Origin of the sequence: Bacillus sp. XT-4, assembly GCF_050864245.1 — a bacterium.
Classification (GTDB): Bacteria; Bacillota; Bacilli; order Bacillales; family Bacillaceae; genus Bacillus; species Bacillus altitudinis.
In genome coordinates, this window is the sequence record NZ_JBPAFI010000002.1 from 796,123 (window position 1) to 822,219 (window position 26,097).

At 39.6% G+C, this 26,097-nt stretch carries 28 protein-coding genes; 14 read left to right on the forward strand and 14 right to left on the reverse strand.

What is annotated here, in order from left to right; genetic code table 11:
- Window positions 1–230 precede the first annotated feature (230 nt).
- Window positions 231–737 carry a universal stress protein gene (locus tag ACRRMM_RS09330; protein WP_212356599.1) on the forward strand — a complete coding sequence of 169 codons (507 nt, stop codon included), beginning with the start codon at window positions 231–233 and terminating at the stop codon, window positions 735–737.
- A gap of 48 nt (window positions 738–785) precedes the next feature.
- On the opposite strand, the gene dat is transcribed toward ACRRMM_RS09330, so the two are convergent.
- Window positions 786–1,640: a D-amino-acid transaminase gene (dat, locus tag ACRRMM_RS09335; RefSeq protein WP_224562585.1), complete on the reverse strand. Its 855-nt coding sequence runs from the start codon at window positions 1,638–1,640 to the stop codon at window positions 786–788.
- A gap of 295 nt (window positions 1,641–1,935) precedes the next feature.
- Between dat and ACRRMM_RS09340 the strand changes: the two genes are divergently transcribed.
- A complete protein-coding gene (locus ACRRMM_RS09340; protein ID WP_035703432.1) occupies window positions 1,936–2,790 on the forward strand; it encodes a polysaccharide deacetylase family protein in 855 nt (284 codons plus the stop codon).
- Window positions 2,791–2,828: 38 nt separating this feature from the next.
- On the opposite strand, the gene ACRRMM_RS09345 is transcribed toward ACRRMM_RS09340, so the two are convergent.
- The 3 genes from ACRRMM_RS09345 to ACRRMM_RS09355 all read right to left on the reverse strand — a co-directional run bounded on the left by ACRRMM_RS09345 (window position 2,829) and on the right by ACRRMM_RS09355 (window position 4,944).
- Window positions 2,829–3,560, reverse strand: coding sequence for an NAD-dependent protein deacylase (locus ACRRMM_RS09345; protein WP_373422531.1), 732 nt, complete (start codon window positions 3,558–3,560; stop codon window positions 2,829–2,831).
- A gap of 29 nt (window positions 3,561–3,589) precedes the next feature.
- Window positions 3,590–4,678, reverse strand: a complete 1,089-nt coding sequence (locus tag ACRRMM_RS09350) for a mechanosensitive ion channel family protein (protein ID WP_017360337.1) — start codon at window positions 4,676–4,678, stop codon at window positions 3,590–3,592.
- Between the two features lie 164 nt (window positions 4,679–4,842).
- Entirely contained in the window at window positions 4,843–4,944 is a 102-nt protein-coding gene (locus ACRRMM_RS09355) for a YhdX family protein (protein WP_017360338.1), read from the reverse strand.
- A gap of 306 nt (window positions 4,945–5,250) precedes the next feature.
- Here ACRRMM_RS09355 and ACRRMM_RS09360 point away from each other — a divergent pair, with 306 nt between their 5' ends.
- The 3 genes from ACRRMM_RS09360 to crcB (ACRRMM_RS09370) are packed head-to-tail and all read left to right on the forward strand — an operon-like array spanning window position 5,251 to window position 6,734.
- Entirely contained in the window at window positions 5,251–5,967 is a 717-nt protein-coding gene (locus tag ACRRMM_RS09360; RefSeq protein WP_250027056.1) for a glycerophosphodiester phosphodiesterase, read from the forward strand.
- Window positions 5,967–6,368: a fluoride efflux transporter CrcB gene (crcB, locus tag ACRRMM_RS09365; protein ID WP_017366925.1), complete on the forward strand. Its 402-nt coding sequence runs from the start codon at window positions 5,967–5,969 to the stop codon at window positions 6,366–6,368. Before ACRRMM_RS09360 ends, crcB (ACRRMM_RS09365) begins: the two co-directional genes overlap by 1 nt.
- Window positions 6,369–6,734 carry a fluoride efflux transporter CrcB gene (gene crcB, locus ACRRMM_RS09370; protein ID WP_250027057.1) on the forward strand — a complete coding sequence of 122 codons (366 nt, stop codon included), beginning with the start codon at window positions 6,369–6,371 and terminating at the stop codon, window positions 6,732–6,734.
- Here crcB (ACRRMM_RS09370) and ACRRMM_RS09375 read toward each other — a convergent pair.
- Window positions 6,731–7,123: a hypothetical protein gene (locus ACRRMM_RS09375; protein ID WP_024719967.1), complete on the reverse strand. Its 393-nt coding sequence runs from the start codon at window positions 7,121–7,123 to the stop codon at window positions 6,731–6,733. The genes crcB (ACRRMM_RS09370) and ACRRMM_RS09375 overlap by 4 nt on opposite strands.
- Before the next feature lie 90 nt (window positions 7,124–7,213).
- A complete protein-coding gene (locus tag ACRRMM_RS09380; protein WP_017360343.1) occupies window positions 7,214–8,596 on the reverse strand; it encodes a hemolysin family protein in 1,383 nt (460 codons plus the stop codon).
- Window positions 8,597–8,931: 335 nt separating this feature from the next.
- Here ACRRMM_RS09380 and ACRRMM_RS09385 point away from each other — a divergent pair, with 335 nt between their 5' ends.
- Window positions 8,932–9,372 carry a MerR family transcriptional regulator gene (locus ACRRMM_RS09385; RefSeq protein ID WP_072368112.1) on the forward strand — a complete coding sequence of 147 codons (441 nt, stop codon included), beginning with the start codon at window positions 8,932–8,934 and terminating at the stop codon, window positions 9,370–9,372.
- 58 nt (window positions 9,373–9,430) lie between these two features.
- A complete protein-coding gene (locus ACRRMM_RS09390) occupies window positions 9,431–10,762 on the forward strand; it encodes a hemolysin family protein (protein WP_350386485.1) in 1,332 nt (443 codons plus the stop codon).
- A 39-nt stretch (window positions 10,763–10,801) separates the two neighbouring features.
- On the opposite strand, the gene ACRRMM_RS09395 is transcribed toward ACRRMM_RS09390, so the two are convergent.
- Window positions 10,802–11,404 carry a lysophospholipid acyltransferase family protein gene (locus ACRRMM_RS09395; RefSeq protein WP_017360344.1) on the reverse strand — a complete coding sequence of 201 codons (603 nt, stop codon included), beginning with the start codon at window positions 11,402–11,404 and terminating at the stop codon, window positions 10,802–10,804.
- A 385-nt stretch (window positions 11,405–11,789) separates the two neighbouring features.
- On the opposite strand from ACRRMM_RS09395, the gene ACRRMM_RS09400 reads away from it, so the two are divergent.
- From ACRRMM_RS09400 to ACRRMM_RS09410, 3 genes are read left to right on the forward strand one after another with little or no spacing between them, the layout of a single operon-like run.
- The gene (locus ACRRMM_RS09400) at window positions 11,790–12,281 is read left to right on the forward strand and encodes a sigma-70 family RNA polymerase sigma factor (protein ID WP_008348979.1); all 492 of its coding nucleotides are present in this window, start codon (window positions 11,790–11,792) and stop codon (window positions 12,279–12,281) included.
- Window positions 12,274–13,332, forward strand: coding sequence for an anti-sigma factor (locus tag ACRRMM_RS09405; RefSeq protein ID WP_024719964.1), 1,059 nt, complete (start codon window positions 12,274–12,276; stop codon window positions 13,330–13,332). Before ACRRMM_RS09400 ends, ACRRMM_RS09405 begins: the two co-directional genes overlap by 8 nt.
- The gene (locus tag ACRRMM_RS09410; protein ID WP_008348984.1) at window positions 13,320–13,610 is read left to right on the forward strand and encodes a hypothetical protein; all 291 of its coding nucleotides are present in this window, start codon (window positions 13,320–13,322) and stop codon (window positions 13,608–13,610) included. The genes ACRRMM_RS09405 and ACRRMM_RS09410 overlap by 13 nt, the downstream gene beginning before the upstream one ends.
- Window positions 13,611–13,854: 244 nt before the next feature.
- On the opposite strand, the gene ACRRMM_RS09415 is transcribed toward ACRRMM_RS09410, so the two are convergent.
- Window positions 13,855–15,255: an amino acid permease gene (locus tag ACRRMM_RS09415; RefSeq protein WP_008348986.1), complete on the reverse strand. Its 1,401-nt coding sequence runs from the start codon at window positions 15,253–15,255 to the stop codon at window positions 13,855–13,857.
- Window positions 15,256–15,711: 456 nt separating this feature from the next.
- Complete coding sequence (locus tag ACRRMM_RS09420) at window positions 15,712–16,542, reverse strand: C40 family peptidase (protein WP_008348987.1); 831 nt, start codon at window positions 16,540–16,542, stop codon at window positions 15,712–15,714.
- A gap of 354 nt (window positions 16,543–16,896) precedes the next feature.
- On the opposite strand from ACRRMM_RS09420, the gene ACRRMM_RS09425 reads away from it, so the two are divergent.
- Window positions 16,897–18,261, forward strand: a complete 1,365-nt coding sequence (locus tag ACRRMM_RS09425) for an alkaline phosphatase (protein WP_331832668.1) — start codon at window positions 16,897–16,899, stop codon at window positions 18,259–18,261.
- 50 nt (window positions 18,262–18,311) lie between these two features.
- Here the strand turns inward: ACRRMM_RS09425 and ACRRMM_RS09430 are convergent, their stop codons facing one another.
- Together ACRRMM_RS09430 and ACRRMM_RS09435 are read right to left on the reverse strand one after the other, a co-directional pair.
- Window positions 18,312–19,736, reverse strand: coding sequence for a SpoVR family protein (locus tag ACRRMM_RS09430; RefSeq protein ID WP_007497093.1), 1,425 nt, complete (start codon window positions 19,734–19,736; stop codon window positions 18,312–18,314).
- 67 nt (window positions 19,737–19,803) lie between these two features.
- A complete protein-coding gene (locus ACRRMM_RS09435; RefSeq protein WP_428828845.1) occupies window positions 19,804–21,003 on the reverse strand; it encodes a globin domain-containing protein in 1,200 nt (399 codons plus the stop codon).
- Window positions 21,004–21,186: 183 nt separating this feature from the next.
- Here ACRRMM_RS09435 and ACRRMM_RS09440 point away from each other — a divergent pair, with 183 nt between their 5' ends.
- Both ACRRMM_RS09440 and ACRRMM_RS09445 read left to right on the forward strand, forming a co-directional pair.
- Complete coding sequence (locus ACRRMM_RS09440; protein ID WP_007497090.1) at window positions 21,187–21,618, forward strand: Rrf2 family transcriptional regulator; 432 nt, start codon at window positions 21,187–21,189, stop codon at window positions 21,616–21,618.
- A gap of 160 nt (window positions 21,619–21,778) precedes the next feature.
- Window positions 21,779–23,254, forward strand: a complete 1,476-nt coding sequence (locus ACRRMM_RS09445) for a catalase (protein WP_008348997.1) — start codon at window positions 21,779–21,781, stop codon at window positions 23,252–23,254.
- Between the two features lie 45 nt (window positions 23,255–23,299).
- Here ACRRMM_RS09445 and ACRRMM_RS09450 read toward each other — a convergent pair whose 3' ends face one another.
- A complete protein-coding gene (locus tag ACRRMM_RS09450; protein ID WP_008348999.1) occupies window positions 23,300–23,683 on the reverse strand; it encodes a YqzG/YhdC family protein in 384 nt (127 codons plus the stop codon).
- A 128-nt stretch (window positions 23,684–23,811) separates the two neighbouring features.
- Between ACRRMM_RS09450 and ACRRMM_RS09455 the strand changes: the two genes are divergently transcribed.
- Window positions 23,812–24,060 (forward strand): YhdB family protein, encoded by a 249-nt coding sequence (locus tag ACRRMM_RS09455; protein WP_008349000.1) that lies wholly within the window; start codon window positions 23,812–23,814, stop codon window positions 24,058–24,060.
- Between the two features lie 158 nt (window positions 24,061–24,218).
- Here the strand turns inward: ACRRMM_RS09455 and ACRRMM_RS09460 are convergent, their stop codons facing one another.
- The gene (locus tag ACRRMM_RS09460; protein WP_007497084.1) at window positions 24,219–24,869 is read right to left on the reverse strand and encodes a response regulator; all 651 of its coding nucleotides are present in this window, start codon (window positions 24,867–24,869) and stop codon (window positions 24,219–24,221) included.
- Window positions 24,866–26,011: a GAF domain-containing sensor histidine kinase gene (locus ACRRMM_RS09465; RefSeq protein WP_368774960.1), complete on the reverse strand. Its 1,146-nt coding sequence runs from the start codon at window positions 26,009–26,011 to the stop codon at window positions 24,866–24,868. The genes ACRRMM_RS09460 and ACRRMM_RS09465 overlap by 4 nt, the downstream gene beginning before the upstream one ends.
- Between the last annotated feature and the right edge of the window lie 86 nt (window positions 26,012–26,097).

Here is a 26,097-nt window from a genome sequence, read left to right on the forward strand (position 1 = left end):
AACCCATTCATGCAGTTTGATTTCATTCTTCCAATGATGTTGCACATGACATTTCCTCCTTTTGGCTCTTGAATCTTTTTTTATCTTATAGTGGCTGTCACCATTTTGTCAATAAATATTTTTCAATAAATGAAATTTTCTAACAAAAAGTTCACACCCTTTATGTGTATCTTTTTCAGATATCGGGTATACCATGAACGTATAGACTCCTTTTGAAAGGAATGAGGACATTGTTTCAAGCTGATCGGATGGTCGTTGCGTTTGATGGACATGAAGACAGTAAGAAAGCATTAAAGAAGGCAATCGCTTTAGCCAAAACGTTGCATGCCGAGCTAACCGTTGCCTACGCTCATGATGGGAAATCCAGCAGACAGGTGTTTGATGCACCTCGCCCAATGACTGGCGGCGCTTATATCGGAGGCGGCATGGCAGACCTTCAAACACCCCCTGTGTATGTACCTCATGATGAACAGCAAAGTCCCTTGATTTTTGAAGATCATACAGAAGAGGTCGTTGCAGAAGCAAGAATGCTGTTAAATGAAGAGCAGTTTGAAGCTACGATCGAAATTGTTGAAGGGGAGCCTGCAGAAGCGATTATCGAATACGCTGAAAAGATTTCAGCAGACCTCATCGTCATGGGAGCACGTGACCAAAGCAGATTGAAAAAAATGCTCTTTGGCAGTGTAAGTGAAAAGTTATCGTCCAAATCAGATATACCTGTACTGATCGTGAAATAAATATGAATCACAAAAGGCTGTAAACCAATGTTTACAGCCTTTTTCTTTTTACGAAGAAATAGATGCTTCGCTTTCATGCTTAATTTTCTTCTGGAACCCTTCCTGTACACGCTTCGTGATCTCCCCTGGAACACCTTTCCCAACTGGCTGACCATCTATCTCTACAATTGGAATCACTTCAGCTGTCGTTGAACTAATGAAAATTTCCTGCGCATGCAAAAGTTCGTCTTTACTCATGCGGGTTTCTTCCACACGACATCCTTCTTCCTGACAAACCTCTAGCAGCTTTCTACGTGTAATGCCGTTTAAAATCAGGTTATTTGCTGGGTGTGTACGAATGACACCGTCAATGACGGCATATACATTCGAGGACGTCCCCTCTGTCACAAAGCCGTCTCTTATTAAAATCGCTTCAAACGCACCAGCTTCAGACGCTTTCTGCTTTTCCATGACGTTATATAAAAGGTTTAAGCTTTTAATATCACATCTTAACCAGCGAAGATCTTCAGACAATAGAGCTTTCGCACCAGCTGTCTGCTCTTGAATAGGCTTTTTCACTTGAAATGTATATGCCGTAATCTGAGGGGTAAGTGCACCATATTGATGTTTACGAGGTGCGACGCCTCGCGTGACTTGAATATACACGCCGCCATCAATCACTTGATTATCTGCGACTAGCTTCTTCAAATTCTCTTCCATATCGGATACTGTACCTTGCAGATGAATGCCGATTTCCTTTGCACTCTTGAATAGACGCTCAGTATGCTCTTTTAATGTAAACAAAGTTCCATTATATACGCGGATGACCTCATAGACTCCGTCGCCAAATTGATAGCCTCTGTCTTCAATATCAACATGTGCATCTTTTTTTTCAATAAAATCCCCATTGTACAATACTTTCATATGGAATCTCCCCTTCGCTTTGCTTAATGGTTGAATCTGATGCTATCTTAGCGGATAAATGTAAACGTTTCAATGATTATTCAGAATTATTTCATATCCATTTGACTGGATAACCTTCTATTGTAACAAATATAGATTCATAACCAAAAAGATTCCAATTTTTTAGCATCTTCTATATTCATAGGCTCTTTTTTCCTGTATACTTACTCCATATGAGCACGACAAAAAACAGCGAAAAAAGACAGAATCCACTACATGATTCGACACAAACTACTGATTTATTGGAGCGATTGTAATGCAACGGGTTACGAAAAAACAGACACCTTCAAACACGATGCTGCTCTCAAAGGCAATTGGTCTAGTCATTCTGACATTGATCCTTTTTTTCATTTGGGATATATCTAAAACCAATATGCAGGCAGCAGATCAACCGAATGAAGTGTCTGCGAGCAGTCCATTTCGAGACACAAGTACAAGTCTGAAAGCAAAAGATGATTCGCCAAAAACATTAGATGCACATTTTAAGATCAATCCAAACAAACATGTAACGGATCAAACGATCTTTTTGACCTTTGATGATGGCCCTTCTGCTACATCAAATCAGCTGTTAGATGTGCTAAAATCACAGCAAGTGAAGGCCACATTCTTTATGCTCGGGCCGCAAATCAAAGAACACCCAGCAGCTGTGAAAAGACTTCATCAAGAAGGTCATCAACTAGGACTTCATGGCATCACGCATGATGTGAAACGCTTTTATCAAAAAAGTGATTCCCCTGTAAATGAGATGAAAGAAGATCAACGTATATTGGCTTCTGTTACTGGTGAATATACACATCTTGTGAGAACACCTTATGGCAGTTCTCCAAACTTAACAGACCAGCAAAAAACACGTTTAAAACAAAAAGGCTTTGTATACTGGGACTGGACCATTGACAGTCTTGACTGGAAATATAAAAGCTCAAAATATGTACCAGAAGTATTAAATCAGCTGCAAGTGCTTGAAACCAAGTACCCTAAAGAGCCAAAAATCATCTTAATGCATGATCAGCCAGCTACCGCAAAATACTTAAACAGTCTGATCACACAATTAAAGGCGAAGGGCTACACGTTTGAAGTCCTTGATGAAACAATGAAGCCACTACAACAATAAAGTAAACCCGCACCTATTGGATGCGGGTTTTTTATGATTTATAAAGCATTCACAAGCTCGCCAATTCGTTCGTGAAAGACAAGATCAAACAGCGGATCGAATTCCGTTTCACTTAAATTCATCATGACCTTAAAGATGGATGGATGATGAGCAGCATCTTCTGGAATATATCGGGCTGGTGCCACTTCTAAGGAAGTTCCCATGACGAGTAGCATGTCCGTTTGCTGGAGCGATTTCTCCACTTGATCAAAGTGCTTCACCATGTCCCCAAAAAGGACAACATCTGTTTTGAGCACTCGCCCACACGCGCGGCCGTCTGATGAAATCCGCTCACAAACCGGTACCTCTTCTTGTAATAAATAAGGCAGTTCGTATGTTGACCCGCATGATGGACATGTAGCTGTTTGAATGGAACCATGCAGTTCATACACATGCTGGCTTCCCGCTTTTTTATGCAGACCATCGATATTTTGCGTGAAAATATCCACGCGTTTTCCTTGCTTTTCTAAATTGGCTAAAAAAGCATGTCCAGCGTTTGGCTCGTACTCTCCACTCATCTTCATTTGAAACAATTCTTTGAATTTCGGCCAAAATTGATGCGGATGTGATAAAAAGTAGGACCGGCTCATTGCCTCCATGCGAGAAGTATCTTCTGTCCATAGTCCACCCGTTGATCTAAAATCGGGAATTCCCGATTCTGTGCTCATCCCAGCACCTGAAAGGACTGTAATATGTGAGGCCTTTGATAATCTCTCTCTTAGCGCTGCCACTTTTGTTTGATCCAACCACCATTCCTCCTTTATTCACCGAGCTGTTTCTCACCTTTTTGTTTCATATAAATGGTCTGTCCAGGGAAAGCAAATTCTACCCCTTCTTCATGGAAAATATCAATAATGCGATAGTTAATATCCTGCTTAATATCCAGGTTTTCAGACCAAGCCGTTGTGTTTGTATAAAAGTTAAAGAATAAGTTTAAATAGCTGTCTGCCAGCACATCGAAATTCACCATAATCGTTTCCTTATGAACCCCATCATGCTCATAAAGCATTTGCTTCAGACGTTTGATGCACTTATCAATGTTTTCTTTCGGTGTATTGTAAGATACGCGAACGGAGAACGTAATTTGACGTTTATTCATTCTCGTCCAATTTGTGATCGGCTCCTTTGAAAGGGTCGAATTTGGCACGGTCACCACCGCTTCAGCAGGTGTTCTAAATTTTGTGCTTCGGAAGGTAATGTCCTCTACAGTTCCAAGTACACTTGGAGTCTCTACAAAATCGCCCATTGTAAAAGGCTTCTCTGTAATAATCACAATTCCTCCAAAAAAGTTTGCCACTGTATCCTGCGCAGCGAGCGCAAAAGCAAGACCACCTAGACCAAGCCCTGCCACAAGTCCGTTCACATCATAATTAAACTCTTGTGCAATGACGCTAATACTCAGTGCAATAATAATAAAACGAAGAACCTTTGATAAAAATGGCGCTAAAATATCATCCATCTCTAATTCAAATTTTGAATTCACTTTTTGAAATAAGAAAGAAGAAGCTGCAGTTAGATTACAAAGTCCCCACGTCAGCATCAAAATAATAGAGGATCTATACAATTTGACAATGACATCCATATGGTGCTCAAAGTATGGGGCTTGTCTTAACGCAAAATATAAACCTAGTGCCACAAAAAACAGTCTCGCAGGTTTTTCAAACGCCACGACAATTTGATTAATGACTTCGGTTTTAGACCGGTTTGTCAGCTTAAAGAGCAGGTGAAACAAGTACTTCGTAAATACTTTTCGAAGTAATAAAAAAAGCAATAAAATACAAAGGCTAATGCCTATTTGGATCGCAATATCGACTGTAAAATATGTATCCATCCATTTTTGTGTAAACATCTCTGTCTCTCTCCTTTAAAACAATCCTCTCTAGTTTATAATATAACCTTCGTTTATGTCCTCTCTTAAATGTCTGACCTCTATATAAAAAGCCTCGGGACCTATCCCGAGGCATGATGTTCAATTATGAAATTTTGGCTTGAGACATATCGACGGGCAACAAACTACTTTTTCTTCTGAGCCTGATCAAGGAGAGTCGCTTTAAACATTTCAGCATCCGTTTCGGCCTTAATACGTTCTTCCACTCTAATTCTCCCTTTACCCAATCATCTCGCCTCCTTTTTATCATTATAAAACATCAGAATTTTCAGTCAACATGACGAAAGCACTAATATTTTGACGAACGCTGACGATTTGGACAAAATTGATCGAAGAAAAATTGATGTAATTCAGGTTTACTCAATCAAAGCTTGCTCTATTCCTGTAAACTTTTCAAAATGATACATCAAGCTTTTTCAGTACATGAGGTTCCATGATAATACGGCGCTCTTCTTCTCCATATAGTAAAGAAGGAAAACCACCAAAGCATTTGATATGATAAGACCAGAACTTATGTCAGGGAGCTGGAGCAAGTGTATATTATCGCACATAGAGGGTCATCAAGTGCAGCCCCAGAAAATACAATCGCTGCGTTTGATGTAGCTGTCGAGCAAGGAGCAGATTATATTGAATTAGACGTACAAATGACCATGGATCAGCACGTCGTCGTCATCCATGATGATACCGTTGATCGAACGACGAACGGAAACGGTTTAGTCAAAAGCTATACACTTGATCAGTTGAAAAAATTGGACGCAGGAAGCTGGTTTGACCACCAGTATACGAATGAACGAATTCCAACATTACAAGAAATTCTTGAAAGATACAGTCAGCGGATTGGGATATTGATCGAGATCAAACACCCAAAACGGCAGATAGGAATCGAAAAGGCCGTTGCCCGCATCATCAATCGGTTTGCCTATTCTCGTCATATCATGATTCAATCTTTTGATGTTCATGCACTGCAAAGAATCAAAGCATTCGCCCCTTCTCTTCGCACAGCTTTGATTATAAAGCCTGATGCATTTAAACTAACGAAACGAAAGTTAACGACATACAGCTCGTTTGCAAATTGTCTTAATATGAAGAAAACGATGATCAATAGATGGTGGATAGACCGCATCCAAACATTCGGGATGGATGTGTTTATATGGACTGTAAAAGATCAAAAAACAGCGGATCGAATCAAAAAATATCCAATTGATGGTGTGGTAACCGATAACCCGCTATTTTTTCAAAAGGAGAAATGATGCAGATGAAAACTTATTTCGCCGTTTTTATCGGTGGATTGATTGGTACACTTTGCAGATATGAACTAAGTCAAACTGTCATCAGCCAGACATTCCCCTATGCAACGATGATTGAAAACATTTCCGGCAGCCTGCTTCTTGGTTTTGCGACAGGATACTTTCTATTTCAGAAAGGAAAAAAAGATCTTGCAGCTTTGATTGGAACAGGGTTTTGCGGCGGGTTTACGACCATGTCCACCTTTTCTAAAGAGACAGTTCTTCTGTTACAGGCAGGGCAGTTCAATTTAAGTATGATGTACATCCTGCTCTCAGTCATTGCTGGAGTAGCCGCTGCTTTAGCTGGCCTGATCCTTGCTGAACGGCTCTTTCATCAAAATAAGCAGCAGAAAGGAAGCAGATAAATGATTGTTTTTTATACAGCTGTAGCTGGAGGGATCGGTAGTGCATGTCGTTTCTTCATCAGCCAAACAATCCAGAAAACTCCATCCCATGCCCTTTTCCCGTACAGTATTATTTGCATTAATTTATTAGGTGCAGCCGGTTTAGGTTTTCTCACAGGCGCTGTAACGTCCAATCATCCACTGCTAGTGATCATAGGAACCGGTTTTTTTGGCGGCTTTACCACATTCTCTACGTTTAGTGTAGAATCTGCGACGATGCTGATGCAGCGTAAAATTGGGAAACTTGCTGCCTATTTACTTGTGACAATTATCGGCTCTTTATGCCTTTTTGCGGCGTTTTATCAAATAGGACAACTTCTGTTTTAAATATCTGTGATGGCAGCTAGGCTGATGAGCAGTTGATCCATCAGCTGGCGCTTCATTAAAAATAGTGTCTTCTCACTATAGCCGATTTCAATTGCACATTTTGCCATGCGCCAATCTCGAAAATACTTATAATCAATGAGCTGCTGCTCTATTTCATCCAATTCTTTTAAAGCCGTTTCAATACAAGCAACAATCAGTTCATACTGGCTTTTCTGCTCTTCTAATTTTTGACGTGCCATATGATGATGTTGGAGAGAACTTCGCTTTTCAAGCTGTCTTTCAATATTTAAAATGGCTGCTTGATAGTTCTTGAAATTTTTCAAATGAAACTCAATACGTTTCATTGAGGTTTTTTTCTCCGCAATACTTGCTGTTTCATACCAGAGCATGTCCATCCCCCTTTTACGAACGTTTGTTCTTATTGTATACGAACATACATTCTCAAAAAAGAGGCTAAATACCTAAAAAAAACCTTGAGCTTATTTTTCGCTCAAGGTCATTTCATTTACTAACAGCGGCTCTTTTATATCAAGCCCTGTGCGTGTATTTTCTTTTTCTGATGATGTGACGCCTTTTTTCAGGTCGATCTTTTTCACATAGCGCCCATCCATCTCCAAGACCTTCATCCGAATATCATCAAGGTAAATGGATTGTCCTTCTCGGATATCAATGTTCTCATTTAAGATTAGCCCGCCTATCGTATCAATTTCTTCATCATGATATGACATTTCGATCAAATCTTGAACTTCCTCTAATCTCACTTTTCCATCTAATATATAATGATGCTCCGCTCTCTTTTGAATGACAGGCTGCTCATCTTCATCGAATTCATCTCGAATGTCTCCAACAATCTCTTCTAAAATATCCTCCGTTGTGACAAGTCCAGATGTCCCGCCATATTCATCCGTTAAAATCGCCATATGCATTCGATCGCGCTGCATTTTGACGAGAAGCTCTTGAATTGGAATCGTGTCAATCACTTCAATCACTGGATAAATATAATCTTGAAGCTTCAGTTGATCTTTTTCTCCTTGATACACAATATCTGCAAAGAGCTGCTTTTTGTTGAGCATGCCAATGACATGGTCTTTATCCCCTGAAAACACGGGGAAGCGTGTATACTTTTCCTTTGTCATGATCGCCAGTATTTCGTCTAACGGCATATCTTCTGGAATCGCACAAATTTCTCTTCGCGGTATCATGATTTCTCTTGCGATTCGATTATCAAAATCGAATATCTTGTTCATATAATTATACTCTGATGAGTTGATTTCCCCATTTTTTAAGCTTTCAGATAATAAAATCTTTAATTCCTCTTCGGAATGGGAATGTTCTTTTTCAGACCCCATATCGATACCCATCATTTTCGTTAGTACACGGGCTGACCCGTTCAACACATAAATGAAAGGGTACATAAGGATATAAAATGCATGCAGCGGTCCTGACAGCCAAAGCGTCATTTTTTCTGCCTTTTGTATGGCAAGTGTTTTTGGTGCAAGCTCGCCAACAACTACATGCAAAAAGGTAATAATAGAGAACGCAAGTGTTGCTGAGATCAGGCTGATTGCTGAATCAGGAATGTTTGTCAAACCAAAACCTCGAACTAAAAGTTCTTTTACTGCCGGTTTACCGATCCACCCTAAACCAAGGGATGTCACTGTAATACCGAGCTGGCAGGCTGACAAATATTCATCTAGCCTTGATGTCACCTTTTTCGCCATGATAGCCTTTTTGGACCCTTCGGCAACAAGCTGATTAATTCTTGAACTTCTCACCTTTACAATGGCAAATTCAGATGCAACAAAGAAAGCTGTTAAAGCAATCAAAACTCCGACTATACTCAGATTAACAATATCGTCCATTTAACCTTGCTCTTTCTTAGAAGAACAAGGAGTCACCTCCTGATTGATGATGTTGTCTTTTGCAAAACGGTTAACTGATTAAATAAGACTACTTTGAGGGCCCCACTTAACCACCTCCGGTTCACGTAAAATCCGTCTCTCTACATATATATGAAACGGTATTCATTTTATCTTACCATAAATAATCTGAAAATTCCTGTATCGCTACAGTATTTTAGAGATGACAACCTAAATTGATGGAAATGCCCTTTGTTTCTTCATATTGGCAGGAAATCTGAACAATTATCTTGTATTTCAGACTCGAATTATATTAAACTATTTTCATAAACTATAACGTGACGGTTAGGAGGAGATGTTCAGATGGGGCTGAGAAAAAGTATCGTATTGGTGAACTAGCACAGATTGCACAGGTGACGAAACGAACTGTAGATTATTATACGAATCTAGGGTTGCTTGCGCCTGTTAGATCTTGCTCTAATTATCGTTATTACGATGAAAATGCTTTAAAACGATTACAATTAATCGTTCTTTGCAAACAGCAGAGATTGGCTCTTTCTGACATCAAATCCAGATTAGATGAACAATTCCCTTCTCAAAAGGAAGAACATGACGAACTTGTCCATTTAACCTCTGATATCGATCGGATGAATGAGCATATGGACCGCATTTTGGCACGTTGTAAGCAGCTTCAGCCAGAACAACGTGAAAAACTAAAAGAGCAGCTTACTCCTGAAAAAATGACGACTGTCCAATCATTTTTACTGCTGTTAAGTTAAAATTTTTACTAAACAGGAGGTGTTACCTTCGTTCTCAAAGTCAGAACGAAGGCCTTAATTGGACATAGTGAATTTACTCATAGTTGCTTTACTTATAGCTTTAACCGCGTTTTTCGTTGCATCGGAGTTTGCGATCATTCGCTTAAGAAGCTCAAGAATTGATCAATTAATTGCAGAAGGTAATAAAACAGCAGTTGCTGTCAAGCACGTCACGACTCACCTTGATGAGTATCTGTCGGCCTGTCAGCTCGGTATTACCATTACCGCCCTTGGGATTGGTTGGTTAGGGGAAGAAACAATTGCGCACATGCTTGCTCCACTATTTGTAGAGCTGTCGATTCCTCAATCAGCCAGTCATATTGTCACTTTTATTATTGCGTTTAGTATTATGACGTTTTTACACGTCGTGGTTGGAGAGCTTGCACCAAAAACACTCGCCATTCAAAAGGCTGAGCAAGTGTCCCTTCTATTTGCTAGACCGCTTATGATTTTTTACAAAGTGATGTTCCCTTTTATCTGGGTATTAAATGGATCTGCTCGTTTGTTAACAAAAGCATTTGGTCTTCAACAAGTTTCTGAGCATGACATGGCGCACTCTGAAGAAGAATTGCGGATTATTTTATCTGAGAGCTATAAGAGCGGCGAGATTAACCAGTCTGAATTCAAATATGTGAATAAAATTTTTGAATTTGATGACCGTCTGGCGAAAGAAATTATGATTCCTCGTACCGAAGTTGTCAGCTTCCCGCACGATATTACGATTGAGGAAATGCTGAAAGTGACCAAGGTCGAGAAATATACACGTTATCCAATTGAAGATGGCGATAAAGACAACATTATCGGTGTTGTGAATATTAAAGAAGTACTCACTGCATGTATTAGTGGTGAATGTTCCACAAGTGATACGATCGAACATTTTGTAAACCCGATTATTCATGTAATTGAAACAGTTCCTGTTCATGATCTACTGCTTAAAATGCAGCGTGAGCGTGTACACATGGCCATTTTATCAGATGAATATGGCGGTACAGCAGGACTTGTAACAGTTGAAGACATCCTTGAAGAAATCGTCGGTGAGATTCGTGATGAATTCGATATTGATGAAATCAACGAAGTGCGTAAACTGGGAGAAGACCACTATATCTTTGATGGAAAGGTCCTTGTAGATCAAGTTAACCTGCTACTAGGTATTCAGCTTGATAACGAAGAAGTCGACACAATCGGCGGCTGGTTCCTTACACAAAAATATGAAGTCGAGAAAAATGACGCGATTCGTGAACAAGGCTATGAATTTATCATTAATGAAGTCGATGGACACCATGTGGCATACATCGAAGTCAAAAAACTAAACGAACAACTAATAGAAGCAGCTGAAGAAGGCGCTTCTTAAGAAAAAAACGACCCTTGCCTTAGCAAGTGGTCGTTTTCTTTATCCCTTTTCGATTAACTTAGCTTCAAGTTCTTTGATTCTTGTGTTTAATACTTCTGTCATCGCACCTAATCTTTCTTTTGGCGGCAGATGATCAAATTCAGACAGCTCAATCGGTTCACCAATGATTAAGCGCATTTTCCCCTTCTTAAAAAGGCTTTTCGCATTAGAAGGTCCTTTGTACGCTGCTGGTACGATTGGTGATTTGCCGAGCTGCGCAATCGTAACGGCCCCTCTTTTTAAAGGAACATCTTCTGTTGTACGTGTTCCGCTTGGAAAAATCCCAACGATTTTCCCCTCTTTTAATAATTTAATGGGCGTTTTAATACTGCTTGGCCCAGGATTCTCTCGATCAACTGGAAAAGCATGAATCTTCTTTAAAAATCCGCCGATCCATTTATTTGCAAACAATTCTTTTTTCGCCATGTAGTGGATCTCAAACGGAAGAATTCCTGCGCCTAATGCAAGAACATCCACAAAACCCTCATGCGTACAAGCAATGACAAACCCCCGGTCTGTTGGCAGATTCTCTTTTTGATATACTTTGATTCCGCCTCGGAGAGCAAAAAATGCTTTGACGGTATAGCCTGAAAATTTATACATAGTGCACTTCCTTTGTTTGAAGAATGAAGGATTTGTTTCTATTATAACAAATTTTTTATTACCTGGTACTAAAAATTTTCTCCTGCTGATAAAATAGAGACGGTTCACTAAAATCATCTTTTCACTTAAGAGACCGCTCCTTCTGTATTCAAGTATGTGTTTTTAGGAGAGAATAGAGGAAGAAATGTGTCCAAAATTGTCGTTTTTTGAGTTTTTTTCCTGATTTGTTCTATTGAAAACACTTTATAAATGATGCAAATTTCGCTATGATAAGGAGAAATGATTTTGATTCGGTGAAAGAGATGAGTAATGTACGGCCTATGAGAAGTTTCGTGCAACTTTATGCCTTTCTTATGCGTGTATAACATAGAGGGGAGAAAAATCAGTGACGATCGATGAAATTTATCAAATGTATATGAACGATGTTTACAGGTTTCTGCTCTCCATGACAAAAGACAAACATTTGGCAGAGGACTTATTGCAGGAAACCTTTATGCGTGCTTATATACATATTCATTCCTACGACCATAGCAAAGTGAAACCTTGGTTATTTCAGGTGGCACGAAATGCTTTTATTGATTATGTCAGGAAACATAAAAAAGAAGTGACCATATCGGATGATCTCATTGGCGGCCTTTTACAAACGTCTGTACAAAGTCCCGCTGAACAGATTGAAATAAAAGAAGTTCTCAACATGTATTTGGAGCAGCTTCCAGATAACTACAAGGAAGCGTTGACATTGTATTATTTAAAAGAACTAAATTACAAAGAAGCATCCAAGGTCATGAATATTACTGAAGCAAATTTTAAAAGTGTTTTATTTCGTGCAAGGCAGCGCCTAAAAGCACTATATAACAGAGGTGTTAATGATGAATGAAGAGTTTAATAAGCGATGGGAACAATATAATAATGGCGAGATGAACGAGGAAGAAATGATGGCGTTTGAAGAAGAGCTCGAAGAAAATGAAAAACGCTTAAGCCAAGAACTGAATGACTCAGATTGGACAGACTTCTCCATCAGTCCTGAAAAACAAAAAGCCATTTTACAATACGGAAAAAGAAAGTCCTATTTACGTATTTCTGTGCTTGCTGTCATATCTACACTGATTATTTTACCGCTTTGTACACTAGGTAGTTATCTATACTACGGCGTTGGCGGAGCAGACAGTAAAGGCAATCATTTTATGGAAACGGCCGCTGTAACAGTCGCCCTAACAAAACCGAATGTCGCCATTGATATGAAGGATTTAAAAGGGCAAGTCAAACTATTTGGTATGAACACAGAACTTAAGCTACAAAAACAAATTGGCAATAAAACAGAAGCCATCGGCAGTGAACAAATCGAAATGTTTTTCGATAAATTAAAGCAGCCTACGATCTCTTATTATGGCGACAGCGCACGTAATACGGAGGATTTCTTTACGCACCCTTCGTCTCAGGCAGATACATCAAAAAAACAAACACTCACTACTCTAGACAAGCTACCTGAAGGAACAGTGAGTGAAGTGTATGTATCCTATGACAAAGCATACACACCGAAAGACGTGTATTCATTTGCTAAAAAATATGATATGAAAGTGCTTTGGAATGCGATAAAAACAGAAGATTCATTAAGTGGAAATCAGCGTCCAATCGGTTTTCCCGGGAAAGACTCTGAATTTTTAAAAGAGCTTCAGCACACATCAAAAACAGAGGTTGATCAGTTCAAAGATGCCCTCGCCTATGTCAACCAGCATCCATCCTGGGCAAAAACGATCTCTGGCAGACCTGAACTTGACCTCTCTAACCGAATACGCTACATCAATCAAAATGGTGTCACGGTTTACGGTTCTGTTGTCACAGGTCCTTCTAAAGAAATAGAGAAATTTGTGAAGACAAAACGCATTAAAACGGCCAAAGTGAGCGAGGTGGAATTATGGAATTGGTAAGAATTTTTAAAGAGCATAATGTGTTTGGCTGGATTTCGGTCGGCACCGCTATTTTATCGCTGCTCATGCTGAACCTCGCCATTATCAGCAATGTGACATTTTATTCGTTTCAAATGCTTCCTTTTGCAATGGCCGCAGTTCCATTCGGTGTGATTGAACTGTTCATTAAAAAAGGCCGCACTGGACCAGGTTTCCTAGGCGTCGTTCTGAATATTTTTGTCATCGTTTGTGTCTATGCGATCGTCTCCATTGATGTCGATCTTCAATTAGGTTTTTAATACTAAAAAGCCAGTCATACTTGACTGGCTTTCAGATTGTTGACAAAGGGCTAAAATGTTGTTTATTTTAGCCCTTTGTCTTCTTTTCAGCGTGACCTGAAAACCTTTGAAGTCTATGAAGGACGAGTACTGGAGCGGAGCGAATTTGACATTCGTGAGCACCAGCACGCAGAACTGACAAAGAATGCGAAGGTTTGTCTACACGCTGAGCCAGTCATACTTGACTGGCTTTTTCTGTACACTCTTATTTTTTGTTTAATTCGGAGTGCTTTCTTGAATATAAGAAATAGACAACAAGCCCAATGGCAAGCCAGATTAAGAAACGAACAAATGTGATGGTGCCAAGCTTATAAATGAGCAGTCCGCAAGATAGAATAGCCAAGATTGGAATGAGCGGCACTGCGGGGCATCTGAATGCTCTCGGTAAATCAGGCTGTGTTTTTCTCATGACAATGACAGCAACTGAAATCAAAATGAAAGCTGAAAGTGTTCCGATGTTCACTAGACTTGCCAGCTCATCAAGCGGAATGAATCCACCCATTAATGCTGACAATGTTCCAAAGAAAAGAGTATTGATATAAGGTGTTTTATGTTTTGGATGAACCTTTGAAAGAACCTTTGGTACCAAGCCATCACGAGACATGGCAAACATGACACGTGTTTGGCCGTACAGCATGACAAGCATGACCGTGGTCATCCCTAAAATCGCCCCAACATCTACAATACCCGCCACCCAATTTTGACCGGCTACTTGTAAAACAAGAGACACTGGATGGGATACTCCCTCAAAGTTCATAAATGGAACAATGCCTGTCATGATCGCACTGACTACCACATACAACACGGTACAAATCAATAAGGAAGTGATGATTCCTCTTGGCAAGTTGCGGGATGGATTTTTTGTTTCCTCTGCCGCAGAAGCAACTGCATCAAATCCGATAAATGCAAAGAATACGAGAGCTGCTGCACTTAACACGCCTGAAGTTCCAAAAGGAACGAATGGTGTCCAGTTTTCAGGTTTTACATATTTCACAGCGACTAAAATAAAGAGCAGAATCACCGCAATTTTCATAATGACCATAATGTTGTTGACTCGTTTTGATTCTTTAATACCGAAGTACAGCAAGAAGGTGATGATCATTAAAATAATAAATGCAGGAAGATTAAAATATGTCACTTGACCCTTTAAACCACCTGGTGCTGCTGTTAATTCAACCGGTATATGAATCCCTATCCCATTTAAAAACGACACAAAGTAGCCTGACCAGCCTGCTGAAACGGCACTAGCGGCTAGCATATATTCTAATATCAAATCCCAGCCAATGATAAACGCTAAAAATTCTCCCATAGATGCGTACGTAAATGTATAAACAGATCCTGATACTGGCACTGTGGAAGCGAATTCCGCATATGACAATGCCGCAAATAAACATGCAAGACCTGCAATCACAAATGATAAAACAAGTCCTGGTCCTGCTGTGACGGCGCCTGTACCTGTCAGAACAAATATCCCTGTACCGATAATCGCTCCAATACCAAGCATCGTTAAGTCAAATGAACCTAATTCCTTTCTTAACGCTTTTTCCCCTTGTGTTGCCGCAATTAGCTCTGAAATGCTCTTCTTTCTAAACAACGAATTGCTCATACCATCACTCCCAAAACTTAGTATCCGTCTAAAGACGCCACCACTTCGTAATTCACTTTATTTTCTGAATATTTAGATTTAATTTAGCGCAATAAATTAGTGGCGTAAAATTATTATATATGAAAATTAAAAAATGAAAACACTTTTTTTCGAAATAGAGTGAAAATTCTTATTTATCAACAAAATATTTGTCAATCATCAGGGTAGATTTTCTTCAATCTTTATTCAAATCATAGCTTGGCTTCTTCTATTTATTATACAACATACAAAATTATACTTTTTTGATATAATTTTTATAAAGTGAAAATAAAATTATTCTTTTGATAACTTGTCTTCACTTTTGCTTATTTAAAAGCCTTTAGACTCATAGAGAGCTATGATAAAGGACTGATTGAGCTGCGCAAACGATATACAAAAAAAGAGACTGCCTAGTAAGCAGTCTCTTAAGATCCATTATTAGTTTACAAATGTCTTTGCGCCAAGGTAAATTGGCTTCCAATAGCTTGAAGTCATATCGCTGATCGTCACACCATCAGAAGCAGCGTGGATAAACTTGTTGTTCCCAAGGTAGACACCCATGTGAGATGGGCCAGATTTATAGGTTGTAAAGAAGACAAAATCTCCAACTTTAGGTGTTGAGACGCTTTTCATTGATCCCCAAAAACCTTCAGTTGTTTGTCTTGAAATCTTTGTTTGTTTGTTAATGATATACCACATAAAACCGCTGCAATCAAAGCCTTTCGGTGTCGTTCCACCCCATTTATATGGTGTACCGTTTTGTGCTTTCGCATCTGCTACGAGTTTAGACGTGTTTAAAGAAGAAGTAGCAACTGTTTTTTCTTTGACAGGTGTTGGTTTCACTTTGGATGTCTTTTTCACTTTCAGCTTTTGTCCAATTTTAATCAGATCTGTTTTGAGTTTATTTAACGATTTCAGCTCTTTCACTGTCATTCCATATTTTTTGCCGATTTTAGATAAAGTATCACCTTTGACAACTTTATGAGTGGCTGTCGCTGAAGACGCTTTTACTTTTGTTGTTGTTTTTGATGTTTTCGTTACCTTTTTTGAAGAAGTACCATTCACTTTTAAAGTTTGTCCAACATAAATCGTGTTAGATTTCAGTTTATTGTCTGATTTAATCTTACTCACGGTTGTTTTGTATTTTTTCGCTAGAACAGAAAGAGAGTCACCTTTTTGAACCTTTACTGATTGTGCTGAGGCAGCTCCGGCAAATAATGTCGTCCCAAGTAGAACTGCACTTGCAGCTGTGATCAATTGTTTTTTCATTTGTTCCTCCTGTATGTATCTATCGTGATCCGAATTTTTATCTACTTTCTATTATAAGGATCGAATACCAGAAGAAATAGTCTTGACTTCCTACGACATTATGCTTATTAATTCGGCAAAAATTATTTTTTTTTAGGGTTCTTTTTATTTCATTTTTATTACACAATCATGACAAAACAAATGCATCTTGTCATAGATAAATCATACATTCATTTCTCTTTTTGGTTCATTCTATGTAAAGTGGACCTTTACAATTTTAAAGTGAACTTTACGGTGCTGTCATTTGGAATCCACACTTCTGCTCTACCATTGTAAACGTGAGAGCGATACATAAACAATGAGGAGGCAAAATGAATGAGTGTGTTGAAAAGCTCGAAAACGAAAATAGCTGCAATCGCAGCCGCATCAGTGTTATCGATTGGTATTTTTTCAGGAATTGAATTTGGACAGGCTGACAAAGCTGAGGCTAAAAAGAAACCAAAAAATGACGTACAAAATGTGATCGTGCTCATTGGAGATGGCATGGGAACACCTTACCTTTCAACTTACCGCTCATTTAAACACAACGGTGATCTTTCCAAGCAAACAGCGTTTGACCCTTACCTCACTGGCATGCATAAAACATACCCTGATGATTCTAAAAGTAACATTACTGATTCAGCAGCAGCTGGTACAGCCATGGCAACTGGTCAAAAGACATACAACAACGCCATTGGTGTAAACAAAAATGGCAAAAAACTAAAAACAGTATTAGAAGAAGCAAAACGCAAAGGAAAGTCTACTGGTCTCGTCGTCACATCTGAATTAACCAATGCGACACCTGCTGCGTATGCCGCCCACGATGTGTCTAGAAAAAACACAGCAGCCATTGCTGATGATTTCTTCGATGAGAAAATTGGCAAACAGCATACAGTCGATGTCATGCTTGGCGGAGGACTGATCGATTTTGTCCGCAAAGATCGTGATTTGACGAAAGAATTTCAAAAAGCAGGCTATCGTTACGTAACCAATAAAGCTGACTTACAAAAAAACAAACAGCAAAAATTGTTAGGCATTTTTGCTGACGGTGGTCTCGATAAAGCAATTGATCGTGATAAAATTACCCCTTCCTTGCAAGACATGACATCCTCAGCCATCAAACAGCTGTCTAAAAACAAAAAAGGATTTTTCCTCATGGTTGAAGGCAGTCAAATTGACTGGGCTGGACATGACCACGATATTGTCAGTGCGATGAGTGAGATGAAGGATTTTGAAAAAGCATTTGAAGAAGCCATTCGTTTCGCAAAAAAGGATAAAAACACATTAGTCATCACGACAGCAGATCATTCAACTGGCGGCCTTTCCTTCGGGGCAGACGGCTCGGGCAGCTGGGATTATCAGCCTGTCAAAGCAGTAAAAAAGACACCTGATTTCATTGCAAACAAAATTGCAGGGGGTATGACGGTCGAGACTGCGCTCAAACAATACATCGACCTTGATTTTACAAAAGAGGAAATCGCCTCTATTCAAAAGGCAGCTGAAACAAAAGATCCTGTTCAAATTGATGATGCCATCGAAAAGGTCATCAATACGAGGTCTCATACAGGCTGGACCACATCGGGTCATACAGGGGATGAAGTACCATTTTATGCTTATGGACCAACAAGTGAGCAGCTAAAAGGGCTCATGGAAAATACAGATCAAGCGAAACACATTTTCAAACTGCTGAAAAACCAATAAAGTGCTAATCACAAAAAAAGATGTCTAGTCGTAGACATCTTTTTTGATCATTAAGTGAGATACTTCCTATGAACCCCTTTTCCATCGTATGAAAACATCACTTCTTTTCCTTCAAGAACTGACTCGATATGCACACTTCTTCCCCATAGCTGATACAAATATGGAAGCACCTTTTCTAAGTATTTGAGATCAAGCTCAATGCCTTCATACCAATGTTTAATATAGAGTTCATTGTTTTTTAAATAGTCACCATCGATGACTGTCAAATACGGAAAGCCGCCATTGACCCTCATGCTGACTAGCTGATCACGGACTGCCTTCCATTCTTTATCAATGACTTTATAGTCTCTCCCCTGCTTTTGAAACAAGTACAAATCTTCCCTCATCACAAGGTCTTTCGTTAAGTAATTTCGAATAAAAGAAATGTCTGATTCAATTTCCCGCACTTCAAACATTTTACTGCGACCGGACCCTTCCGTCACTCCTGCTTTTTTTAATTCCTCGCATGGATGATCGTAGCGCTCTTCAATATCTTCAAAAATCTTCAGCCCTAAATAGTAAGGATTGATTCCTGTCTTAGATGGCTGCACGACACCTGCATTTAATTTGGCAAATTCAATCGATTCACTTGAATCTAAATCAAGTTCACGCATAATCCGCTGGTGCCAATACGATGCCCAGCCTTCATTCATGATTTTCGTTTCTAGCTGTGGCCAAAAATAGAGCATTTCCTCTCTCAGCATCGTCAGCACATCCCGCTGCCAAGGCTCTAGCTCCCGGGAGTGTGCCTCGATAAAGAGCAAAATATCTTTTTCTGGCTTTGGGGGGAATTGCTTGATCGTTTTCTTTTTCTCACGTGTTTTTGGTTCATCCATTCCCCACAAATCATCATATGGCGTTTGACGTTTTGGTTTGTCCTCTTCATATTCATCTTCATCGTCGAGATTCCAGCTTAATTTTGAACGAACAAGCGACGGATCAATATGCTCCTGCAATGCCAATACAGCATCTAAAAAGGACTCGACTTCTTTTGTACCGTGGATATGTTCATATTCTTTAATTCGCTCTGCTGCCGCTGACATACTTTCCACCATATCTCGTTTTGTGTTTTGGAAACGGCAGTTGTTTTTAAAGAAATCGCAGTGTGCCAAGACATGAGCCACAATTAGTTTATTTTGAACAAGCGAATTGTTATCAAGGAGAAAGGCATAGCAAGGATTTGAATTAATCACAAGCTCATAAATTTTGCTTAATCCTAAATCATAATGAAGCTTCATTTTGTGAAATTGCTTTCCAAAGCTCCAGTGGCTAAATCGTGTTGGCATGCCATATGCACCGAATGTATAAATAATCTCCGCGGGACAGATTTCATACCTCATCGGATAAAAATCCAGACCAAATCCTTCTGCAATTTCTGTAATTTCATCAATGGCTCGTTGTAAAAGACGCTTTTCAGATACGCTCAAAGAAACCATCCCTCCTCATCGGACTTATCCCTACTATATGAGCGTACCTAAAAAAACATGATGTTCAGCCAGTTGTTTAGACGACTTCCATTTCTTTCATGGACTGCCCGCCGAACGCTTCAAAATGGATATTCTCTTCCGGAATGTCCAACGCTTTTAGAATAAGGATCATCTCTTGAGTAAATACTGGGGAACCGCAAACATAAAATTGGCCTTTTCCTTCACCAATGACTGATTGAAGGAAAGGTCGGTTAATCCGCGTAGCCACCTTCTCAACCAGCTCACTCTTTACACTCTTTTCAAATTGTTCGTTACAAAGGATAATACGCCCCTCTGGAGATGAAATGAGAACGTGTTCAAACTCTTGTTCAAAAGCAGTTACATCCTCTAGTCTGTCTGCATGAATCATCGTGAATGGTTGATTGTTATGCGAAGCTGTTTTCACTAAACCAATCAGTGGTGTGACACCAGAACCAGCACTAATCAAATAAACGGGTTCTTTTGTGTCATCTTTCAAGCAGAACATTCCCTGCGGCATACTGACGTGAAGAATATCGCCTTCTTCCATTTCATCATGCAGGAATGTGGATACATGCCCATCTCGTTTCACGGTGATGCGATAGTAAGATGGGTGATATTGATCTGATAAACTGTATTGTCTGCTGCATACATAGGCTTCACCCGGCATATCTACCTGCACCGTAATGTATTGACCAGCTTCATACATTGGTAGCTCAGATTCATCTTCTGGTACTAAATAAAAGGAAATGAGTGATGGAGATTCTTGTTTCTTTTTCTTCAGAATAAACGGTTTGACATCTGTCCATCCACCAGTTTGTTTCACATTTTCAGCCATCATTTCTGCCTCAATGGTGATGAATATATTCGCAATGATTTCATATGCAGCCTTCCAAGCCAACAATGTGTCATCTTCCTCTGATAACCCAAATACCTCTTTCATTGCTTCAAGAAGGTGATATCCGACGATTGGGTACTGCTCTTTTTTCACCATGACACTGACATGCTTATGGGCAATTTGTTTCACAGCAGGAAGCAAGTCTGCCAAGCGATCAATGTGCAGTGCAGCTTGATAGAGTGTTGCGGCAAGCGCCTCTGGCTGGCTTCCATTCATGAGATTTGTTTTATTAAACTGATTGAGTAGCTCTGGGTGCTGTCTAATCATATTTTGATAAAAAACAGTCACAAGTTTTGTTCCCTCAGCTTTTAGAAGAGGGGCTGATTGTTTAATGGCATTCATTTGATCTGTGGATAACATCGTTATTCCTTCTTTCAAAAGATGTATTTTGAATACATCTTTATCGTAATGGATGACAGCTTATAAAAGCAATATTTAAAATGCATGTTTTAAATGTTGTCACATTTAGTACTTTCTCGAACAGTTTTTGTCTAAAATGTGTTACGATGATACAAAACTCTATTAGGTTTAGAGGTCGTCCAAATGAAACTTACGAATTATACAGATTTCTCATTAAGGGTACTCATTTATTTAGCTTCGAGAGAAAACAATGAACTGTCAAATATTCAGCAGATTGCCGATATTTATGGCATTTCGAAAAATCACCTGACAAAGGTCATTTACCATCTAGGAAAACGTGGTTATGTAGAAACGATCCGCGGAAGAAATGGTGGGATTAGGCTGGGGAAAAGCCCAGAAAGCATTAATATTGGTGAGGTTGTCCGCTATACAGAGGATGATTTAGTCATGGTGGAATGCTTTGATCCGAAGAAAAACAGCTGTATTATCTCCCCGATTTGTTCATTAAAGCACGTACTTCATGAAGCACTCACTGCTTATTTACGCGTTCTTGACCAATACACATTAAGTGATTTAACACAAAACAAAGATGCTCTAAGAGAGCTTCTGCTCTAAGGCGAAAGAATTTATTTCTTTCGTCTTTTTCTTTACCTCCTTGTAATAATAATTTATTTAAAATTATTATAAATAAATATTGACTATCATGTTTGATTCAATATAATTAGGGTATATAGATTGCTAGAAACCATTTTTTGTTTACAGGAGGAGAAAAAGAATGACAAATTCTAATCATAAAAATTTGACGACGAATCAAGGCGTGCCAGTTGGCGATAATCAAAACTCAAGAACTGCTGGTCACAGAGGGCCTTCATTTCTTGATGATTACCATTTGATTGAAAAACTTGCACACTTTGACCGTGAACGTATTCCAGAGCGTGTTGTTCATGCAAGAGGCGCTGGCGCTTATGGTGTGTTTGAAGTAGAAAATAGCATGGAGAAACATACAAGAGCAGCTTTCTTAAGTGAAGAAGGAAAACAAACAGATGTTTTTGTCCGTTTCTCAACGGTTATTCACCCTAAAGGTTCACCTGAAACATTACGTGACCCTCGTGGTTTCGCTGTCAAATTTTATACAGAAGAAGGCAACTATGATCTAGTTGGGAACAACTTGCCGATCTTCTTCATTCGTGATGCACTCAAATTCCCTGACATGGTTCACTCTCTTAAGCCAGATCCTGTAACCAACATTCAAGATCCTGACCGTTATTGGGATTTTATGACGTTAACACCTGAATCCACTCACATGCTCACATGGCTCTTCTCTGACGAAGGTATTCCTGCGAACTACGCTGAAATGCGCGGTTCTGGTGTTCATACGTTTAGATGGGTAAACAAATACGGAGAAACAAAATATGTGAAATACCACTGGAGACCATCAGAAGGCATTCGCAATTTATCAATGGAAGAAGCTGCAGAAATCCAAGCAAACGACTTCCAGCATGCGACAAGAGACTTGTATGATCGTATTGAAAAAGGAAATTATCCAGCATGGGATCTTTACGTTCAGCTTATGCCGCTCAGTGATTATGATGAACTAGATTATGATCCATGTGATCCGACGAAGACGTGGAGCGAGGAAGATTATCCGCTGCAAAAAGTGGGCCGCATGACACTGAACCGCAATCCAGAAAATTTCTTTGCTGAAACAGAGCAAGCTGCTTTCACGCCAAGTGCCCTAGTACCAGGAATTGAAGCATCTGAAGACAAACTGCTTCAAGGTCGTTTGTTCTCTTATCCTGACACGCAGCGTCACCGCCTAGGTGCAAACTACATGCGCATCCCAGTGAACTGTCCTTATGCGCCTGTACACAATAACCAACAGGATGGCTTTATGACAACAACTCGTCCAAGCGGTCATATTAACTATGAACCAAACCGTTATGACGATCAGCCAAAAGAAAACCCTCACTACAAAGAAAGTGAACCCGTTCTTCACGGTGACCGTATGGTGAGACAAAAAATTGAAAAACCAAATGATTTTAAACAAGCTGGAGAAAAATATCGAAGCTACTCTGAAGAAGAGAAACAAGCATTGATCAAAAACCTGACAGCTGACTTGAAAGGCGTAAATGAAAAAACGAAATTACTTGCGATCTGCAACTTCTATCGTGCAGATGAAGATTATGGACAGCGTTTAGCGGATTCACTCGGTGTGGATATTCGTTCATATCTTCAAGGAAGCATGAAATAAATCTTCTTTTCAGCTGGAGCACCTCTTTTTAAAAGAGGTGCTTTTTTATAACCGAAATATGTTAATACTAATCAAATGACCCGTCACTGGATGAAAATAAATTTCTGCATGTGCTGCAAATCGTGTGGAGCCTTCCTTCACGGTCACGCGAAACACATCTTTTGTTTGATCTTCATTCACTTGTGTACGTCCAATGTAATGATAATCGTTTAAAGCGGCGCCTTCATATTCATCTTGCAAGGCAGTATACGCAAGTCTTTCCCAATTCTCTGCCGGCTGCACAGCTGCTTGTGAAGATGGATGAACCATGAGACTGCCAAATAAAACAATTCCTGCTGCAAAAAGCATCCATAATTTCGGGTGCATAATATCAATATTCTCACTTTCATGTCTATTTTGTTTAGGTTTTGCTGGTTGGTTCTTTTTCATACATCAAGCATTTATTCAGCCTATAATTCCCGGTACCCAGTTTATGCAGACACCAACTTTTCCCCTGAAAAAGTCGACCTGATCCGAGCAAACTAATGAGGACTTCTCAAGGGAAAGGAGAAGGTTTAATGAATGTGGCAGATTATGATAAGGCACTTTATTATACGCATCGCTCGCAATGGGATAATTTACTTATTCTTATGGTCCGTACGCAAGATGATTTGCTCTCAAAACGTATTGAGCATTTCTTACATGCGTATCAATTTAACCGGAACGATGCAGATGTTGAAAAATGTTTATATGGACTCCTGCAGTATATCGACCATGCTTCAGAGGCTGCCGTTGCTGAAGCATATGCAGAACCGATGTACACATAAAGAAAAAGGCTGATTTTCTTTCAGATTGTTGACATAGGGCTAGAATGAACTTTATTTTAGCTCTTTGTTTTCACCCTTTTACTGACCGCCTTTCATAAAGAAGAAAAGACTTCATGAGAAATACTCATGAAGTCTTTTGAAATGTCCACCATGACTGTTTACAACAGCTCTTTCGGCTGATTTTTTTGATAATCTACCGCATAGAGAGCGGCCTGAGTTCGATCTGCCAGCTCTAACTTTGATAACACATGAGACACGTGAGTTTTCACAGTCTTTTCAGAAATAAACAGCGATGAGGCAATTTCTTTGTTACTTTTCCCTTTCGCAATCTCAAATAAAACATCACGTTCCCTATTGGTCAACTCGTTCATCAATGCCCATTTCTGCTCTTTAGGTTCAGTTAGATGCTGGACAAGAAACGCTGTAATATGACCATCTAGCTGGTACGTACCATTTTGCACCTCAATCATTGTCGTGAGAAGCTTTTCAGGTGCTACATCTTTAAGCTGATAAGCCTTTGCTCCCGCTTGGATAGCAGGGATCACATAGTCCTTATCTGCATAGCTTGTCAAAATGACAATGCGGACATCCGGCATATCCAGCGTCATTTGCTTTGTCGCCTCAATCCCATTCATTACAGGCATAGAGAGATCCATCAAGACAATGTCAGGCTTTGTCTGCCTCACTACCTGTAGTGCCTCTTCTCCATTGGATGCTTCACCAACGATGTCCACATCTGGCTGGGTTTGCAAGAAAAAGACCAGTCCTTTTCGGACAATGTGATGATCATCTGCAATGACTACCCTCATGACAATCCCTTCCTTTCTTGAGAAAATGGCACCTTTACTTGAATAGTGGTTCCTTTACCAAGCTCAGACTCTATACAAAATGTCCCTCCAGCTCTTTTGATGCGGTCAGACATACCTTTCAGACCGAGTGAAGGAAGACTCATTTGTTCATCATACTGAAATCCCTTTCCCTGATCGATGATTTTCATACCAAACGTATCTCCTGATTGCTCTAGTTTGACCTCTACTTTCTCAACGCCCGCATGCTTTTGGCAATTATTGAGAGCTTCTTGGCATACGCGAAATAAGGTCTCGTGCTTTGAATGATCTATTTCCATACAGCCTGATAAAGACAATGAACAATTTAGACCTAAAAGCTGTGCATACTCTTCAATCGCTGTCGTAAATCCTTTTTCAAGTCCTTTTGGTCTTAACTGCCATATGAGTGAGCGCATTTCAATGAGGGCATCTTGTGATAAATGCTGAATAAAATCAATCATTTCACCTAATTTTTGATCACTTGTCATTTGACGCGCTGCCTTTGCAGTCAAACTCACGGAAAACAGCATTTGATTCACAGAATCATGTAAATCCTGCGCAAGCCGGTTTCGTTCTTCTAGCAGTGCATGCTGCTGCTCATTTTGCACAAGCTTCATACGCTGAATAGCCGTACCAATTTGCAGTGCAATACTTTCAAGCAGATTCAGCTCCTCCTGTGTAAATGTGACCTTCCCTTTTGCCGCCACATTTAATAAGCCAAACGTTCGCTTGCATGCTTGGAGCGGAACGGTTGCATGATGGGTAATTCCTTCTGTATCTCCAAGCTTTTGCTCAATCGCCGTTTCAATCCGTTTACAATTGATGATATTGGTCGCTGATTGCAGTGAGCCTTTTGTGTAGCGGTTGATGCAATAGCAATCGTTTTGACACATCAATTGCTTTCGATCCTTTGCCAGTGCTTCAGGTAAGCATACTTCTGCCATTAGTTCATACGATCCGTCTTCTTCTATAAAATAAATCCATGCTGTTTGAAAGCCTGTCACTTCCATAAGCATATGAAGCACTTCATGAAGCGTTTCCTTCATTTCCATCCCTTCATTTAGCTTTTCAGCAATTTCTTTTAACGTTTTTAATGTTTTGACTTTTTCTTGGTAATCTCCCATCGTGTGTACCCCCGGCTTTTACTGCCTCTCTGATCAATATGTTGATTATACCATGAGCATCTGTGCGGCTCTTTCTCAAAAAGGAT

Coding starts and splice junctions, on each gene's coding strand:
- dat (WP_224562585.1), bottom strand. CDS start 1,640: ATGAAAGTATTGTACAATGGGGATTTTATTGAAAAAAAAGATGCACAT.
- ACRRMM_RS09340 (WP_035703432.1), top strand. CDS start 1,936: ATGCAACGGGTTACGAAAAAACAGACACCTTCAAACACGATGCTGCTC.
- ACRRMM_RS09350 (WP_017360337.1), bottom strand. CDS start 4,678: ATGTTTACACAAAAATGGATGGATACATATTTTACAGTCGATATTGCG.
- crcB (WP_017366925.1), top strand. CDS start 5,967: ATGCAGATGAAAACTTATTTCGCCGTTTTTATCGGTGGATTGATTGGT.
- crcB (WP_250027057.1), top strand. CDS start 6,369: ATGATTGTTTTTTATACAGCTGTAGCTGGAGGGATCGGTAGTGCATGT.
- ACRRMM_RS09375 (WP_024719967.1), bottom strand. CDS start 7,123: ATGCTCTGGTATGAAACAGCAAGTATTGCGGAGAAAAAAACCTCAATG.
- ACRRMM_RS09380 (WP_017360343.1), bottom strand. CDS start 8,596: ATGGACGATATTGTTAATCTGAGTATAGTCGGAGTTTTGATTGCTTTA.
- ACRRMM_RS09395 (WP_017360344.1), bottom strand. CDS start 11,404: ATGTATAAATTTTCAGGCTATACCGTCAAAGCATTTTTTGCTCTCCGA.
- ACRRMM_RS09405 (WP_024719964.1), top strand. CDS start 12,274: ATGAATGAAGAGTTTAATAAGCGATGGGAACAATATAATAATGGCGAG.
- ACRRMM_RS09410 (WP_008348984.1), top strand. CDS start 13,320: ATGGAATTGGTAAGAATTTTTAAAGAGCATAATGTGTTTGGCTGGATT.
- ACRRMM_RS09415 (WP_008348986.1), bottom strand. CDS start 15,255: ATGAGCAATTCGTTGTTTAGAAAGAAGAGCATTTCAGAGCTAATTGCG.
- ACRRMM_RS09420 (WP_008348987.1), bottom strand. CDS start 16,542: ATGAAAAAACAATTGATCACAGCTGCAAGTGCAGTTCTACTTGGGACG.
- ACRRMM_RS09425 (WP_331832668.1), top strand. CDS start 16,897: ATGAGTGTGTTGAAAAGCTCGAAAACGAAAATAGCTGCAATCGCAGCC.
- ACRRMM_RS09430 (WP_007497093.1), bottom strand. CDS start 19,736: ATGGTTTCTTTGAGCGTATCTGAAAAGCGTCTTTTACAACGAGCCATT.
- ACRRMM_RS09435 (WP_428828845.1), bottom strand. CDS start 21,003: ATGTTATCCACAGATCAAATGAATGCCATTAAACAATCAGCCCCTCTT.
- ACRRMM_RS09440 (WP_007497090.1), top strand. CDS start 21,187: ATGAAACTTACGAATTATACAGATTTCTCATTAAGGGTACTCATTTAT.
- ACRRMM_RS09445 (WP_008348997.1), top strand. CDS start 21,779: ATGACAAATTCTAATCATAAAAATTTGACGACGAATCAAGGCGTGCCA.
- ACRRMM_RS09450 (WP_008348999.1), bottom strand. CDS start 23,683: ATGAAAAAGAACCAACCAGCAAAACCTAAACAAAATAGACATGAAAGT.
- ACRRMM_RS09455 (WP_008349000.1), top strand. CDS start 23,812: ATGAATGTGGCAGATTATGATAAGGCACTTTATTATACGCATCGCTCG.
- ACRRMM_RS09460 (WP_007497084.1), bottom strand. CDS start 24,869: ATGAGGGTAGTCATTGCAGATGATCATCACATTGTCCGAAAAGGACTG.
- ACRRMM_RS09465 (WP_368774960.1), bottom strand. CDS start 26,011: ATGGGAGATTACCAAGAAAAAGTCAAAACATTAAAAACGTTAAAAGAA.